Genomic DNA, 16,598 nt, shown 5'->3' on the forward strand with positions numbered 1-16,598 from the left:
ATTCTAAAATATTCATCTCATGAAATATAAAAATATTCTCTTTTACGCTGCGTTGATACTGACTATTGTCAGCGGCTGTAAAAAAGCAAACAGCGATGTAGACCTCAGCGAAAGCATCATTGGCTCCGGCACTGTTCACGGCGACGTGTGGGGCATCTGGCCCAAAGGCAGTATTCAGCGTGTTTCCGGCGACATCACCGTTCCTGAAGGCAAAACGCTGGTGATTGAAGAAGGCGTGCTGGTGATCATGGACACGCTTGTTAAACCGGAAGTGATTGTAAAAGGAAACCTGTACTCCATGGGAACACCTGAACAACCCGTGCGGTTTACCATCGAAGAAAACTACCGCACCAACAGCCGCAAGTTTGGTAAACAATGGGGCGGTATCCTCGCGGCGAAATCCTGTGCAGAGCTATTGTTAGACAATACCATCCTTGAATACGGTGGTGCTGTTACCACCGAATCATCTACCTCTGTAAAACTGGGCCTGTATAAAGCTGTGAGCGGCGAAGCGCTACCCGCGTTATGGTACAGCAATGTGAATGGTAAGCTGGTTGTTAACAACTGTATCTTCCGCAATTTTAATGAAGACTGCACCTATATTGAAGGTGGTAAGATCATCTTCTCCAATAATAAATTCTACACCACCGGTATCACCGGCGGAGAGGGTATTAACATCAAATCCGGCTGTATTGCGGATGTAAGTTATAATCTCTTTTACTCTACCAACACCAACGCCCTTAAATTATCCAACTCTGGTGAGCGCACTCCGCAGGCGCACGTAATTGCGTATAACAACACCATGCTCAACACCGGCTGGAGAAGACCTACTGTAAAAGGCGGCTCTGTTTGGGTGGAAGCCACGGTATTCGTGGAGCTGCACAATAACCTGTTTGCCAACACACGATTTGGTATTAAGAGAGATACTAAAAAAGTAGAGGACAGTCGCTCCGTGATCAGCAACAATCTTTATTATGGTTTTAATCAAACTACCGTAGACCAGTTCCAGCCTGCGAAAGATATTGTAAGCGGCGCCAACGACGTTATTGGTACCAAAGCCGGTGAGAATGATCCGAAATTTGTAAGTTATCCGCTGAACACACCAATGGATAGCCCTGACTTTAACACCAGCTGGGACTTTCATTTACAGGCCGGTTCACCCGCGCTGGGCAAGGGTACCACTGCTTTTACCCGTAATTTCCCGAACGGTCTGGAGCTGAATGGGAATAATTACGCTTCTCCCGCTCCTTCGTCTTTTATTGGTGCATTTGGCACTAAAAACTAAAACAGCGATCTCACAGTAATGACTACACGCAATATATTATTTTCCGCAGCAGTTCTACCCGGACTGCTGTGTTTTCTTGCCTGCGCAAGACCGACGAGCCGGGCTAACGGGCAGGTATATACGGATACTGCTATTGTTCAGCCGGCGGTTATCACCGAAGCTGTAAAGTTTGATTCAGATGATCCGGCGATCTGGGTAAACCCACAGAATCCCGCCCAGAGCCTGGTGATAGGTACCGATAAATCGGCCCAGGGCGCCCTGTATGTGTTTGACCTGGAAGGGAAGATCAAACAGGTAGTAGCCAACCTGCAACGCCCCAATAATGTGGACATTGCATATGGACTAGTCCTCAATGGAAAACGTATAGACTATGCCGTTACCACGGAACGCATCACGCATAAACTCCGCTTCTATTCATTACCAGGCATGCAACCCATCGATGATGGCGGCATCCCGGCATTTGAAGGCGAAACCGGCACACAGTTTCGTGATCTTATGGGCGTAGCTGTTTACACTAATAAGAAGAACGAACACTATGTTATAGCAGGCCGGAAAACCGGTCCGCAGGATGGGACCTATTTATGGCAATACCGCCTCTCCGATAACGGTGCAGGAAAAATAAAAGCCACGCTGGTACGTAAGTTTGGCCACTACAGCGGTAAAAAGGAAATAGAAGCCATTGCGGTGGATAACGAAGCCGGTTATGTTTATTATGCTGATGAACAGTACGGCGTACGGCAATATTATGCTGATCCCGAAAAAGGTAATGAAGAATTAACAGTTTTCGGCACCACCGGTTTTACAGAAGATCACGAAGGCATCTCCATTTATAAAACGTCTCCCACCAAAGGATATATCCTGGTATCTGACCAGGGTGCCAACAAATTTCATATCTTCAACAGAGCAGGAACAACACATACGTTGCTGAAAACAGTGAAAGTAAGTGCCAGCCACAGCGATGGCTCTGATATGGTAAATGTGCCGCTGAACAATACTTTCAAACATGGATTATTTGTAGTGATGAGCGACGACCGGACCTTCCACTATTATCGCTGGGAAGATATCGCCGGTAAAGAGCTGGAATCAGCGCCAACAAAAAAATAGTGTCCCATATATGAAATCTATCTTTCTCGCTTCGCTGTGCCTGTTGGCCGGTTTTGGCCCGGTGCAGGCGCAGGATGCTGCTGTTAAAAAGGATCCCATCGCTGCAAAGCTGATCCGTGGTCCTTACCTGCAGGCAGCAGGTACACAGCAGATGCTGATCCGCTGGCGCACCGATGCATCTGCCCGCAGCCGTGTGAAATACGGTACGGCGCCGGATAAACTGGATCAGCAGGCAGACGATGCCAACCTGGTAACAGAGCATAAAGTATTGCTTACTAACCTGCAGCCCAACACCCGCTACTATTATTCCATTGGCGGCTATAAGGAGGTATTGCAGGGCAACGCAGACAATTACTTTATGACCCTGCCCGAAGCCGGTAAAACAGACCTGTACCGCATTGCAGCATTGGGTGATTGCGGCGACGGCTCTCCCAACCAGCAACTGGTAAAAGAACAACTGGTAAAATACATCGGCAGCAATTACCTGAATGCGTGGATATTATTAGGTGATAATGCTTATCCCAACGGCACCGACGCGGAATATCAAAGCAAGTTTTTTAATGTTTATAAAGATGACCTGCTGAAGAAATATCCGCTGTTCCCGGCGCCCGGCAATCATGACTACCATGATACCGATATCTCCGCCGCTGCCGCGCAGCAGTCGCACCAAACAAACTACTACCAGAACTTCTCCATGCCATCTGAAGGAGAATCCGGCGGGTTACCTTCCCACTCGGCTTCTTTCTATTCCTTTGATATCGGGAACATTCACTTTTTGTCGCTGGACAGCTATGGCAAAGAAGACAGCGCCTACCGCCTGTATGACACTACCGGTCCCCAGGTTACCTGGATAAAGAAAGACCTCGCCGAAAATAAAAATAAAGGCTGGGTTATTGCCTACTGGCACCATCCACCGTATACTATGGGCTCCCATAATTCCGATGAAGAAGATGAGCTGGTACACATCCGGGAAAACTTTATCCGGATACTGGAGCGCAACGGGGTAGACCTGGTGTTGAACGGGCATAGTCATGATTACGAAAGATCCAGGATGATCAAGGGGCACTATGGTCCGGCTAACAGCTTTGATCCTGCCAAACATAATGTCAGTAATTCTTCCGGCCGGTACGATGGCGGCAGCAATTCCGCACCATACATCAAGGACAGCATACACACCACCGGTACCGTATACGTAGTGAGCGGCTCCGCCGGAAAACTGGGTGGCAAACAAACGGTTTACCCGCATAATGCCATGTATTTTGCAGATGCAGAACACGGCGGCTCCAGCATTCTTGAAATACAGGACAACCGCCTCGACCTGAAGTGGATCTGCGCAGATGGCACCATCCGCGACCAGTTTACCATGATGAAAAATGTAAACCGGAATACCAATATCCGTATCAAAAAAGGCGAAGCAGCAACATTAACCGCGTCGTTCATTGGTACTTATAAATGGAATAACCGTAAAGACACTACACGGAGTATTACCGTAACACCCACTGCTTCCACCACAAAATATACCGTAGTGGATGCATACAACAATGTAAAAGATACTTTCACCGTATATGTATCGAAATAAGATCATCTGGCTATTATTCAGCCTGCTGGTAGCTTATAGCTTTGCACCATCCACGGATGACCGCGGTGTTACTCATACCATTGCCATTTTCAGGGAGGGCGCCAACGGATTTTCGGCGGCTTCCCTGGAACTGGAACAGGCCATACAGGCGATTGATAAAGATGATCCGGCCAGCCTTATGGCTGCTAAAGAAGCGTTGAAAAAATGCCGCTTACAATACAAAAGGATCGAGTTTTTTCTTGATTACTTTTTCTTCTCTTCCTCCATGGTGTATAACCGCCCGGCCAAAACGGAAATAGATGAACCGTACATGGAATACCAGGCGCCATCAGGGTTACAGCAGATAGCGGTACTGTTGTTTGAGAAAGATCCTTTCTCCCGGAAAAAAGAACTGGTAACAGAAGCGCTGGTAATCCGTGCTGCCGCCGCCGATCTTACGTCGCTGCTCTACCAGTTTACCACCAGCGACAAAGCCATTATGGAAAGTATACGGCTCGAACTGGTACGCCTATACGCAGGAGGCATTACCGGCTACGATGCACCGGAGTTAAAAACAGGTATTGCAGAAACCGCACAATCGATGCGAACCATCCAGGCGGTGATGGAACCCTGGCTCAGCACCTCTTCTCCCGAAACAAAATCCGTAGCCCATTACCTCACCGTTTGTATACAATACCTCGAAACGCATCCGGGTTTCGACGATTTTAACCGGCTGGAATTCCTCACCGCCTGCGGTTTGCCCCTGCAGGAGAGCACCGGCGCGCTGATACGCGCTTTACAGCTGGACCAGCACACCCGCAGCGCGCTCAACTATAACGCACCACACCTCTTCAGTAAAAACGCGATAGATCTCAAAGCCTTTACTAACGGCGCCGTATATACGGAAAATGAAAAGGCACTGGGGAAACGATTATTCTTCGAAAAAGCACTCTCCGGGAACAACACCCGCCATTGTGGTACCTGTCACCGGCCAGAATTATACTTCAGCGACGGACTCCCCACCAGTAGGACACTGGATAATAAAACAGTGGTAAGAAGAAATGCGCCGGGCCTTACCTATGCCGCATTCCAATACGCGCAATTCTGGGACGGAAGAGCCGGTACTTTATCAAAACAAATACTTACCGTGATCAGTAACCCACAGGAAATGAACGGTCACCCTGCCGTGATCATCAGCCGGTTAAAAGACAGCGCGCATTACCGTGAAGCCTTTGCGGCGGCCTTCCCGGAAGACAGTGCCGCCGTATCCATGCCACACCTGGCCACCGCCATTGCTGCTTACCTAAGCACCCTCGCACCGATGAACAGCGCAATGGATGAATATTTTGCCGGCAACAAAAACGCCATGACACTCGCACAGATCCGGGGTTTCAACTTATTCACCGGGAAAGCGCAATGCGCTACCTGTCACTTTGCCCCGCTGTTCAACGGCCTCACACCGCCCTTATACCAGTTCACGGAATTTGAAAACCTCGGCATGCCCGCCAACGATGATCTTCAACATCCACAACGCGATACGGATGCCGGCAGGTTTGAATTTTTCCGGATTCCTTATTATCAGCGCGCCTTCAAAACGCCCACCGTACGCAACAGCGCTATGACCGCTCCTTACATGCATAATGGTGCATTCCGGGATCTTGAAAAAGTAATGGAATTTTATAATGCCGGCGGCGGCAATGGAGTGGGAATGACTGATCCTTATCAAACGCTTTCTTCCACGCCGCTGAATCTTCAGGAGGCGGAGATCAAAGACCTGATAGCGTTTATTCATGCGTTGACGGATAGGCCCGTCAATGAGTAGCCCCCTCCCCTCATTCTTTGATTTATACAACTCTTCCTGTTATTTTCACAATTTCCGGATCAGCCGTTACCCCTACCTTTGATCCAGCAAATCATCAAAAAAATGGAAAAAACACAAATATCTCCCGCCGCCACCTTTCTTTTAGGAGGCGAATTCAATATTAACCGCGTGGGTTACGGCGCCATGCAATTAACTGGCAACGGCGTATTTGGCGATGCAGCTGACCGTCCCAATGCCATTAAGGTATTACAACAGGCGGTGGCTTCCGGCGTAAACTTTATCGACACGGCAGCGGCTTATGGTCCGGGTACCAATGAACGCCTCATTGCGGATGCGCTGCATCCCTATCAAAAAGGCCTCATTATCGCTACCAAAGGTGGCTTTCAGCGCCCCGGCCCCAACCAGTGGGTACCCGATGGCCGCCCGGAATGGATTGCCAAAGACATTGACGAAAGCCTCAAAAATCTGAAAACGGACGTAATAGATCTCTGGCAGTTGCACCGCATCGATCCTAACATCCCGGCGGAAGAAACCCTGGCGCCGGTAGTAGCGGCAGTAAAAGCCGGTAAAATTAAACATGTGGGGCTGTCTGAAGTAACTATTGAACAGATCGAGCAGGCAGAAAAGGTAGTACCTGTTGTGTCTGTACAAAACCTGTATAACCTCGGTAACCGCCAATGGGAATCCGTACTGGATTATACCACTGAAAGAGGCATTGCCTTTATTCCCTGGTACCCGCTGGCTTCCGGTCCGCATACCCTGGAAGACAAGATCAGCAAAATTGCTGCCCGCCACCATGCCACCACGGCCCAGATTGCACTGGCCTGGCTGCTGAAACGCGCCAGCAACATCCTGCTGATACCTGGCACCAAAAGCATTGCCCACCTGGAAGAAAACCTTAAAGCAGGATCGATCACGCTCTCTGACGAGGACTTCGATGCGCTGAGTAAATAACACGCGGAGGTTGTCTTGAGCGCTGATTACGCTGATTATGCTGATTATGCGGATTGGATCAGGTTGGATTTTAAAAAGATTCGGGGAGAAGTAAGCGCAGATTGCAGCGAATTTTGTCTTTCTCAGGATTACGCTGATTTTACTGATTTTACTTTTTGGATTTTATCAGATTTTAAAGGATCAGGGAGATATAAGCGGATATATTCGCTAGTATCTCCCTGAATATTTTAATCAGTTATAAAATCCAAAAAGTAAAATCAGTAAAATCAGCGTAATCCTGAGAAAGACAAAATTCGCTGCAATCTGCGCTTACTTCTCCCCGAATCTTTTTAAAATCCAACCTGATCCAATCCGCATAATCAGCATAATCAGCGTAATCAGCGCTCAAGACAACCTCCGCGTATTTCGAAAACTACTTACCTTTGGTTACTGCTAACCCCGGGGAAATTAAAATATATACAAATGGATAAGAAAAGTCATCCTTCAGCGGAAGTGTGTTCCGCCTCACTCGCAGCAGTGGGAGACGCCATGTATGCCATTGGCGGCAAGTGGAAACTGAAGATCATTGTGGCCATGATAGATCACCGCAGGCGGTTTAATGAACTGCAGCGTTTAGTGGAAGGTATTTCGGCAAAGGTATTGTCGAATGAACTGAAAGAGCTGGAGCTGAATGGTTTCGTGAGAAAAATACCGGTAGCCGGCAGTCACCTTATGGAGTATGAGCTGACTGATTACAGTGATACACTGGGGGATGTGCTCCATTCATTAACGGTATGGGGCGCCATGCACCGGAAAAAAATCACAGGGCGCAGCCTAAAATTGCCTGCCCTGGAAACGACATCAGTTGATTAACGTAGCTTTCACCGGCAGCTGCAGCTGATAGCCTTTGCTGCTGCCCATGTATACATACTTTTTCACGGCCGTAAACCGTATTTTCTTTTTGCCTTTCAGCAGGCTTTTCACTTCATCCGGAAGCCCGTCGGTATCCGTGGCAGTAGCGGTTCCCTTAAAGGTGATTACAATATCGCGGAAGTACTTCTTGTCGCCCGCCGGTACCGTATACTCACTGCTCCAGCTGGATAACCCTTCCTCCGCTCCCACTTCTGTTCGTTCTGTATTGTGAGCAGCCATTACCTGCTGGTAGCCGCCATTGACCCCCGCAACCAGGAAATAATCGCCATAATACGGGCCACCTGCAGGTCCGTTGCTATGTTTAATCATAAACGCATACTGATCATCGCCTATCAGCAGTGGCTTTGGCGTGGGGCACTTAGAAAAAGCACCGTATGCCTGGATAGCCGGTTGAAACATCCTTAGTTTCCAGCCCTGATCGGTGAGTACAAACTTGGCAAGCCCGAGGAGTCCGCCGGTGAACCGCGAGGTTTGGAAACCTTCTTCATCAAATACAGAGTGGTTAAAGCTGATCACCTTATACTGTAAGCCTGTGGCATCTTTAAAATCCATTTCATTGATCAGGCGGGTGGCCACGCCTTCGGGGTAAGGAAATACAGGGTTGCCGTCTTCGTTTACATCCGGGTAGGGTTTGGGTTTACAGGTTTTGCATTCCCAGTTGATCAGCTCATTCCGGTAACTATCTTTGGTGAGATTATAATATTTCCCGGGGAACAGTTGCAGCAGCGCTTTCTGTGCATTAAAGGTACCTGCCAGTAACAGGGTGCGGTTTTGTAAAATGGTATCGGGGACATTCTTTTTTTTCAGGTACTCATCCGACTGTGCAAAACAGGCGGTTACCCATCCCGCCAGGAGGCATACTACAACAAACAAACGTTTCATCATAACTTTAAGCTATTATCTGTGCCGGCAAAGGTAATATTCGCGGCGCAAAAACGATATCCCGGGAAATCAGTAATTTAGTTACTTCAACCTACAACTGATTCCAACAATGAACCGCTTCGACCGATTAACCGCTATTCTCATTCACCTGCAATCCAAAAAACTGGTGCTGGCCCAGGAAATTGCCGACCGCTTTGATGTAAGCCTGCGTACAGTGTACCGCGATGTACGTTCGCTGGAACAGGCCGGGGTGCCTGTTATCGGCGAAAAAGGACTGGGATATTCCATTATGGAAGGCTATCGCCTGCCGCCGGTGATGTTTACCGAAGAAGAAGTGATTGCATTCCTGATGGCGGAAAAAATGCTGGAACACCATGCCGACCTGCAAAACAGCGAACGCTTTAAAGGCGCCATGTTCAAAGTAAAAGCTGTACTGCGTAATGCACAGAAAAAAGTGCTAGAAGACCTGGAAGAAAATATTGCCGTTAAGCATAAGGTATCTGAACATAATCACCTGCTCAACGATACCCTTCCCCTGCTCATCAGGGCAGTAGGTGAAAAGAAAGTACTGCATATCCGGTATGCTACCGAAAACGGCGTTAACGAAAGGGACATAGAGCCTATTGGTATTTTCCGGGAAAACGGCAGCTGGAATGCCATCGCCTTTTGTACCACCTCCAAAAAATATCATCCTTTCAGAACAGAGCGGATGCTTTCGGTAAAAGATACCGGCCGGCCATTTCACCAGGAACACATCTCCCTGACAGAATACCTGGCAAACAAACCTAAAAATAACGGGCAGTCGTTCCCGGTAGTGATCAACGTTCATAACGATATGGCCCGGTATCTTACAGAACAGAAATATAATTATGGCTTTAACAACGAGAAAGCAGGTAAAACCCACACCCGCATGGAGTTTGAAGCGCCCTGTATACAAGCCTTTTCCCGCTGGTATATCACCTTCGCCGACCAGGCGGACATTATTACACCCGCTTCCCTTAAAACCCTGGTAAAAGACCGGTTGCGGGAAATGCTGAAAAAAGTTTCCTGACCCGTTTTCTCAACTGACATACTGTTGTCACACCCCACCGGTAATTTTGGGATATGAACAGCTTGCAGATCATACAACACCGGCTGCATCAACAGCAGCTCCTCCATTCCCGGTTTACCCGGCCAGCCGACCTGGTACGCTGGATGGGCTGCATCCAGGCACAGGATTATGCAGGCGCCAAATGGGCCATCGGGAACCGCATTAAAGGCAGCACCGACGCCTCCATTGAAAAGGATTTTAACGAAGGTAAGATCCTGCGCACCCATGTCCTGCGCCCTACCTGGCACTTTGTGGCGCCGGAAGACATCCGCTGGATGCTGCAACTGACAGCGCCTAAGATAAAAGCCTTTAATAAACGGCTGCATGTAAAACTGGGCATCTCCGACAAAGACCTGAAACGCAGCAGCGCCATTATTACCAAAGCGCTCAACGATCATACCTACCTTCCCCGCACCGCCCTTCTTCCGCTGCTCGCCAAAGCAAAGATCAACACCGATGATATCCGGCTCGGATTTCTCCTGATGGATGCCGAGCTGGATGGACTTATCTGCAGCGGCCCCCGGCTGGGAAAACAATTTACCTATGCCTTGCTCGCCGACCGCGCACCCGCCACCGCGGCGCCCGCCCGGGAAGAAGCCATCGCCCGCCTCACCCTGTGTTACTTCAGCAGCAGGGGCCCTGCTACCATCCAGGACTTCCAGTGGTGGAGCGGGTTAAATATATCCGATATCAAAACAGGACTGCACCTCAATAAAGCACAGCTTACTCACACGGTCGTTAACGGCCAGGCCTATTGGTTTACCGGCGGTACGCCAGTGACTAAACGCACCGCTCCCTCTACGTTGCTCCTGCCCTGGTACGATGAATACGCCGTAGCCTACAAAGACCGCAGCGATATTCTCCCGGCTGAACATCAGTCCACCGCCGGTTATGGCATCTTTAAGCCCGTAGTAGTGATCAATGGAAAAATTGGTGGTATCTGGAACCGGAAAGAAGGGAACCGGCATATTGCCCTTACCACACAACTGGTTTCCCCCGGCAAGAAAACAGCAGTAGACACCGCAGCGGCTGCCTATGCGGCTTTTATGGGAAAGGAGCTGCAAAGCGTAACCGCTATATAAAAGCCCTGTGGCAAAAGTGCCTGATATTTGGTTACTTTGTTTGACTATAGACTCATATTAGAAAACGATAACCAGATTATCAGATGATAGACGATATTCAACTTCAGCTAAGAACGGTGAATGTAACCCGCTACGTAACGCCGTTACGTGAAGGGGGTTCGCTGCCGGCCATCGCCGAAGCAGACGACGGATTCCTGTATGCCCTGAAGTTCAGAGGCGCCGGACAAGGCGTAAAAGCGCTCATCGCAGAACTAATAGGCGGTGAACTGGCCAGGATACTCAAACTGAAAATACCGGAGCTTGTATTTGCCCATCTCGACGCCGCCTTTGGCCGTACAGAACCCGATGAGGAAATACAGGACCTCCTGAAAAAAAGCGTGGGCCTCAATCTTGCCCTGCACTATTTAACCGGCGCCACCACATACGACCCTACGGTAAATACCATCGATGCTTTAACTGCATCGAAGATCGTGTGGCTCGACTGCCTCCTGACCAACGTAGACCGTACCGCCCGCAACACCAACATGCTCATGTGGCGCAATGAACTATGGCTTATTGATCACGGCGCCTCGCTCTATTTCCACCACTCCTGGCAAAACTGGCAGGAACAATCCCTCCGCCCCTTTGTACAGGTAAAAGATCATGTGCTGCTGCCACAGGCAAGTGAACTGGAACAGGTAGATGCCGCCTTCAACCTGATCCTCACGCCGGAACGGATACGCGCCGTGGTAAACATCATCCCCGAAGAATGGCTGCGCAGCGACGACAGCAACGATGTTACACCGGAAGAAAGACGCCAGGTATATTTTGAATTTTTAACAAACCGGATCAGCCACTCCGGCATTTTTGTAAAAGAAGCACAACATGCAAGACAATCACTTATATGAATACGCTGTAATACGGGTGGTGCCAAGCGTAGAGCGGGAAGAGTTTCTGAATGTTGGTGTTATCCTCTATTGCAGGCAACAAAAATTTTTACGGGCAGTATATACATTAAACGAAGAAAAATTACACGCACTTTCCCCTGAAACAGATGTCAACACCATCCGCCCCTACCTGGATGCCTTTGTGGAAATTTCCAAAGGCGGCAAAGCAGGCGGCCCGATCGGGGCACTGGATATTGCCAGCCGCTTCCGCTGGCTAACAGCTACGCGCAGCAGCGTAGTGCAAACATCGAGGGTACACCCCGGTTTTTGCAGCGCCAATGCGGAAGATACGCTGATGCGGTTGCACCGGCAGCTGGTGCTATAAGCGTATTTTGTCTTTCCCGCTGATTACGCTGATTATACTGATTCAGGGGATTTGATCACTTTTGATTTTAAAAGATTTGGGGAGATATAAGCGGATGTATTCGCTTATATCTCCCCAAATCTTTTAAAATCCTTTATAAAATCCAAAAAGTAAAATCAGGCAAATCAGTATAATCAGCGTAATCAGCGAGTAAGACAACATACGCGCAGCCGTTATTTCGTGCCCAGGTTTTTACGTACCAGTTGCACAAAAGCGTCCGGGGTTACTACCCGCACATTTTTGTTTAGTCCGGCGATTACTGTGTTTATGGCCGACATGTCTTTTGTCCAGGTATGTACAAATACCAGTGTATAACCCGAACGGCTATGCGGGTCTGCTGGTCTTGCATTGATATTGCTGATCACGGTAGCTTCTTCTTCCAACCCTGCCCACAGGTTATCGCCCGCTTCTATAATGGGTTTACCATTGGCGGAAAAGCGGATACTGCCACCGGGCGCTTCTCCGTAACCGGTATATAATAACGCATCTATGTTTGGTTGCGCAAGATATTTATCCCACAGGTCCATTCTTTCCAGCGCACCCTGGTCGAGGATGTTCACAATATTCAGATCGGATTTCTCCATAAAAGTATTCAGGCGGAGAAGGTATTGATCGAGTGCAGCTGCCGGCATTTTACTGGGAAACGTATATCCGCTTCCACTTGGCCCGGCTACAAAGAAATCCCTGCCTTTATCTGTATTGGCTGCCTTTTCATAATACCAGCGCATGGCCGCAGGCGCCAGGTCTGCCAGGGAAGGGCTGATCGTATAGCCCATGTTGAATGTGCCTCTCAGCGGGTGACTAAAATACTGCTGCATACTCCACAGATCGTAGCCCACGTTATCGCCGTCGCTCAGCAGGAAAGTAACATAGTGTACATTTTGTTCTGCTGCCGGCGCAGTGCGGCCCGGTTGTTTTAACGGCGTTTCGTCGTATATGCTGCTCAGCGGCGCCAGGTTAGCTGCCAGATCGGTTGGTAACATTACAACGCCGGCAGTTGCTGCATTGGCTACCATTGAAAACTCTTCCTTGCCGTATCCAAAACAAAAGGCTTCCGGTTGAAGCGACTTTAACACATCGGCACGCCAGGGTGTTTCCCCGTCGTAAAAAGTAAACGCATTGGTGAGCGTAATGTAATCCCGGAGATGGTGATCAATAGCAGGGTTCTGTTCTGCGGCCAACGACCGGCTGAATGTTGCAGGATAATGTTCCCACACCCACTTCTCATCACGGGCACGCATATCCGCTTTTTTTGTTTTAATACCGGCAGTGATCACCGCCGTTTCCAGGCTGGCATCCACTGCAATGGCATTCATGGGGCCGCACAGGGAATTGGCAGCGCTGAGGGACCTGATATTTTTAGCGCGATTATACAGCACATAGCCGCTCACTTTAGGAGCGAAATGACGGAGCAGTTCCGCCCACGACGTATAGTTAGTGATCCTTATTTTATATTTTTCAGCGAGATAATTTTTCCATACAGAAGAAGCGCCTCCTTCATCTATATATATTTGTTCACCGGAAGTTTTTGCGACTACACCCTGGAGGGTGGCGATCAACACTTTCTGTTCCGCGGTGAGTGAGCTGGCAGGAATCACGCACAATGCCGTGAGCGCTGTTCCCTTTTGATGAAGCACACCAGTTTTTAGTATGGTGGTATCTGTTCCTGGTGGCGGCGTTACGGGAACTTCAACAGTATTCTTTTTACCGCAGGCGGTAACAACTGCCAGCATAGTGGCTATAAACAAGGCAAAAGTCGGGCTATTTCTCATATAAGAAATGTGATCTGTTGTGATAAAATAAGTGGAAGAAGTGTGGTGCCTGCATTAAAACACCTGTACCTCCGCAATGTTGGTACTGGAAGTGCCGTATACCTTTGTTACGGTGAACTTCACGTACCGTGCCTGTTTCAGCGTAGATACAAAATATTTGTACCAGGGCTGGCCGGGATCGTGCGGTATATCTTTTAATACAGCTACGTCTGTCCAGGCGGCATTATCCGCACTAACGGAAACGGTTATATCCTGTGGCTGGCCGTGGCCATCGGTTTGCCAGCTGCCTTCAAAATAACGGTCCATGATGCCGATGCCATGTACCGCTTTTTCTTCTCCCATATCCACTATCAAATAATGGGGAGGGCCGGGTTCTCCACCAGACCATTTGGAATTCCAGAAGGTAGACGGGTCGTTGTCTATCGCTCTTGCGACCAGCCCGTTGCCACCACCTTCCGCCGGTTCTTCCGTAGAAAAGCCTGCGATTGTCCATTTAGCCTGGTCATAAGGCACCATGCTGTTCAGGTCTGCGGTAGCATTTACCACATAGTAAGTAGTTTGCTGGTAAGCGCTGGCGCTGGCTCCTTCAATGTTTTCAATGCTGACAGGGATCATATAATCCTGGAAAGGGTCTATTTTCCCTTTGGCATAAATTTTCAGTCCTGTTGCTGCGGTAATAGAAGCGCCTTTCGTAATAGTAGCAACAGCGGGCATTTCGTAGCTGCCTTCCGGTAATACACGGTAATCAGTGCCATTCTGTTCATTAAAGAAATCCACCTTTGCCGGGTCTGCCTTAAAGTGTACTACAATATCGTTGCCGGCTACCGCATTGACTACCGTGGCATATTCCGAGCCGGTAATAACGGCGCTCACAGGTACTATGTAAGGCGTATCTGCCATCTCAAACGTTACCTTTACCACACCCAATGCGTTGGGCATGTATACGGTTGGCGTAGCGGAATGATCCTTCTTACAGGCGGTAAAAACAATAACGCCTGTGATGAGCAGGAAAAAAATATAGCTGGATAATCTGTTCATAAAATCGGAATTAAAGGAGGTGAGTGCAAAAATCAATACCCTGGATTCTGCCCGTTCTGCCAGTTGTCTTCCCCGCCGCTCTGGGCACGGATTGCAGGGTTGCGGTCCAGTACATGCTGCGGAACAGGCATGAGGTACATTTTTGGCAGGAACAGGCGGTTGCTCACATTTGAAGGCGTATAAGTAAGGGTAGTCGTTCCCGTTATGACCATGCCTTTTTCAGGCCGGTTCAACACGCCTGTTGAACCATCCATCAAACGGTCTGCAATTTTCCAGCGCAGCACATCCCACCAGCGCCTGTCTTCAAACGCAAGTTCCACCCTGCGCTCCCGGCGGATAATATCCCTCATCTGTTGTTTGTTCACGGTTCCGTAAGTAGCTTCTATTGTAGGCAGGTTGCCGGCGCGTGTACGCACCCTGTTTACTGCCGCCAGCACTTCCGCTGTAGGACCATTCACTTCATTTTCTGCTTCTGCGAAACTGAGTAACACTTCTCCAAAGCGGAAAAACATATAGTTCTGGTAAGATGTGCTGTTGGCGCGGTTATCACTTCCCACAATCTTTTCGTCCAGCCGCTTGCAGGCATAGTAGCCGGTATGGGTAACATCGCTGGTATACCCGAGATCTATTTCGTTGGCTGTTTTCCGTCCAAGGCCCACTACCATGCGAAGCGTATCTCCCTGCCAGGGCGAACCATTAAAGAGGATGGTCTGGTAAAACCTTTTTTCCCTTCCCACATATGGTTGTTGCGGGTTATAACCGGAACCTGGCTCATAGATCGCTTTACCGTTGGCCATCGAAAATTCATCTACCAGTTCCTGTGTGGGCTGAAAATTGCCCCATGCCTGCTGTACGCCGTTTACAATGGTAGGTCCTTCCTTACCTTCCAGCTGTCCGCCTTTCCCTTCCATATACTGCCTGGCAAAAATGGATTCTGTGCTATTGTTGCCCACCCGGAGGAACAGGTTACGGAAGTCGGGATAAAGATCATACACGCCAAGATCTATTACCTGCTTATTGGTTTTCGCAGCCAGTTTCCATCTTTCAAGATCACCGCCTGGATTGGCCACATCTCCTGAATTACGTAGCGGGCTGGCATAAAACAATTCACACCAGCCTTTCAGGGTAAGTGCTGCACCTTTGGTGGCACGGCCGGGTTCGGACTGTTTTTCGGGCAGGATGTCTGCAATTTCTCCCAGTTCTTTATCGATGAATCCGAACGTTTGTTTAGCCGTGCTTCTAGGCACATAAATATCATCTCCCTGGGTAAGATTATCCAGCACATTAGTGATAACAGGTACGCCGCCATAAGCCATCCATAACCAGTGATAGTACATGGCCCTCAGAAAACGGGCTTCAGCAATTCTTTCTTTTTTATAATCTTCCGGTAATGCGGACGCACCTACTTTTGTAATAAAGAGATTGCATTTCCGGATTTTCTCATAGTTCCCGGTGCGGGTGTCATTGTTACTTTCTTTACCCCAGTACCACATGTCCCACGGTCCGCGGGGCAGGTTGGAGGGCGTAATATTAGCCACCCGGATACTGCTGTAACCGGCCATCCAGGTAACGCCTACATCTGAGTTATCTGTATATTGTTCCAGGTGTTCCGTTTCATTATTGAGATCCGGCAACTGGTTATAAATATCGTTGAGAAAGAGGTCGGCATTGTTGGTAGATGCCCATACGGCATCATCTCCCACCCTATCGCGTGCCTGTACATCCAGGAAATCCTTTTTACAGGAAATAAACAGGAGCATAGCAATCAGTAATAAAGGGTATTGTTTTATCTTGAACATGGCTGTTGGC

Annotated in this window: 14 protein-coding genes; 10 read left to right on the plus strand and 4 right to left on the minus strand. The window is 48.9% G+C overall.

The window, feature by feature from the left end; genetic code table 11:
* The first annotated feature begins 19 nt into the window (after window positions 1–19).
* From AB6805_RS03810 to AB6805_RS03835, 6 genes are all read left to right on the plus strand, one after another.
* Complete coding sequence (locus tag AB6805_RS03810; RefSeq protein WP_370908126.1) at window positions 20–1,285, plus strand: hypothetical protein; 1,266 nt, start codon at window positions 20–22, stop codon at window positions 1,283–1,285.
* Window positions 1,286–1,303: 18 nt separating this feature from the next.
* Window positions 1,304–2,389, plus strand: coding sequence for a phytase (locus AB6805_RS03815; RefSeq protein ID WP_370908127.1), 1,086 nt, complete (start codon window positions 1,304–1,306; stop codon window positions 2,387–2,389).
* Window positions 2,390–2,399: 10 nt separating this feature from the next.
* Entirely contained in the window at window positions 2,400–3,968 is a 1,569-nt protein-coding gene (locus AB6805_RS03820) for a purple acid phosphatase family protein (protein WP_370908128.1), read from the plus strand.
* The gene (locus AB6805_RS03825) at window positions 3,955–5,769 is read left to right on the plus strand and encodes a cytochrome-c peroxidase (protein WP_370908129.1); all 1,815 of its coding nucleotides are present in this window, start codon (window positions 3,955–3,957) and stop codon (window positions 5,767–5,769) included. The genes AB6805_RS03820 and AB6805_RS03825 overlap by 14 nt, the downstream gene beginning before the upstream one ends.
* Before the next feature lie 102 nt (window positions 5,770–5,871).
* Window positions 5,872–6,723: an aldo/keto reductase gene (locus AB6805_RS03830; protein WP_370908130.1), complete on the plus strand. Its 852-nt coding sequence runs from the start codon at window positions 5,872–5,874 to the stop codon at window positions 6,721–6,723.
* 462 nt (window positions 6,724–7,185) lie between these two features.
* The gene (locus tag AB6805_RS03835) at window positions 7,186–7,575 is read left to right on the plus strand and encodes a winged helix-turn-helix transcriptional regulator (RefSeq protein WP_370908131.1); all 390 of its coding nucleotides are present in this window, start codon (window positions 7,186–7,188) and stop codon (window positions 7,573–7,575) included.
* Here AB6805_RS03835 and AB6805_RS03840 read toward each other — a convergent pair.
* Window positions 7,564–8,520: a hypothetical protein gene (locus AB6805_RS03840; protein ID WP_370908132.1), complete on the minus strand. Its 957-nt coding sequence runs from the start codon at window positions 8,518–8,520 to the stop codon at window positions 7,564–7,566. The two genes, AB6805_RS03835 and AB6805_RS03840, sit on opposite strands and share 12 nt — an antisense overlap.
* A gap of 106 nt (window positions 8,521–8,626) precedes the next feature.
* On the opposite strand from AB6805_RS03840, the gene AB6805_RS03845 reads away from it, so the two are divergent.
* From AB6805_RS03845 to AB6805_RS03860, 4 genes are all read left to right on the plus strand, one after another.
* Window positions 8,627–9,568, plus strand: coding sequence for a helix-turn-helix transcriptional regulator (locus AB6805_RS03845; RefSeq protein ID WP_370908133.1), 942 nt, complete (start codon window positions 8,627–8,629; stop codon window positions 9,566–9,568).
* Window positions 9,569–9,621: 53 nt separating this feature from the next.
* Window positions 9,622–10,689, plus strand: coding sequence for a winged helix DNA-binding domain-containing protein (locus AB6805_RS03850; RefSeq protein WP_370908134.1), 1,068 nt, complete (start codon window positions 9,622–9,624; stop codon window positions 10,687–10,689).
* Between the two features lie 83 nt (window positions 10,690–10,772).
* A complete protein-coding gene (locus AB6805_RS03855; protein WP_370908135.1) occupies window positions 10,773–11,576 on the plus strand; it encodes a HipA family kinase in 804 nt (267 codons plus the stop codon).
* Complete coding sequence (locus AB6805_RS03860) at window positions 11,554–11,940, plus strand: DUF3037 domain-containing protein (RefSeq protein ID WP_370908136.1); 387 nt, start codon at window positions 11,554–11,556, stop codon at window positions 11,938–11,940. The genes AB6805_RS03855 and AB6805_RS03860 overlap by 23 nt, the downstream gene beginning before the upstream one ends.
* Before the next feature lie 212 nt (window positions 11,941–12,152).
* Here AB6805_RS03860 and AB6805_RS03865 read toward each other — a convergent pair whose 3' ends face one another.
* From AB6805_RS03865 to AB6805_RS03875, 3 genes are read right to left on the minus strand one after another with little or no spacing between them, the layout of a single operon-like run.
* Window positions 12,153–13,751: a GxGYxYP domain-containing protein gene (locus AB6805_RS03865; protein WP_370908137.1), complete on the minus strand. Its 1,599-nt coding sequence runs from the start codon at window positions 13,749–13,751 to the stop codon at window positions 12,153–12,155.
* Window positions 13,752–13,805: 54 nt separating this feature from the next.
* Window positions 13,806–14,789 carry a BT_3987 domain-containing protein gene (locus tag AB6805_RS03870; RefSeq protein ID WP_370908138.1) on the minus strand — a complete coding sequence of 328 codons (984 nt, stop codon included), beginning with the start codon at window positions 14,787–14,789 and terminating at the stop codon, window positions 13,806–13,808.
* A 32-nt stretch (window positions 14,790–14,821) separates the two neighbouring features.
* The gene (locus AB6805_RS03875; RefSeq protein ID WP_370908139.1) at window positions 14,822–16,588 is read right to left on the minus strand and encodes a RagB/SusD family nutrient uptake outer membrane protein; all 1,767 of its coding nucleotides are present in this window, start codon (window positions 16,586–16,588) and stop codon (window positions 14,822–14,824) included.
* Window positions 16,589–16,598: the final 10 nt, after the last annotated feature.

The sequence above is a fragment of the Chitinophaga sp. RCC_12 genome (assembly GCF_041360695.1).
Taxonomy (GTDB): domain Bacteria; phylum Bacteroidota; class Bacteroidia; order Chitinophagales; family Chitinophagaceae; genus Chitinophaga.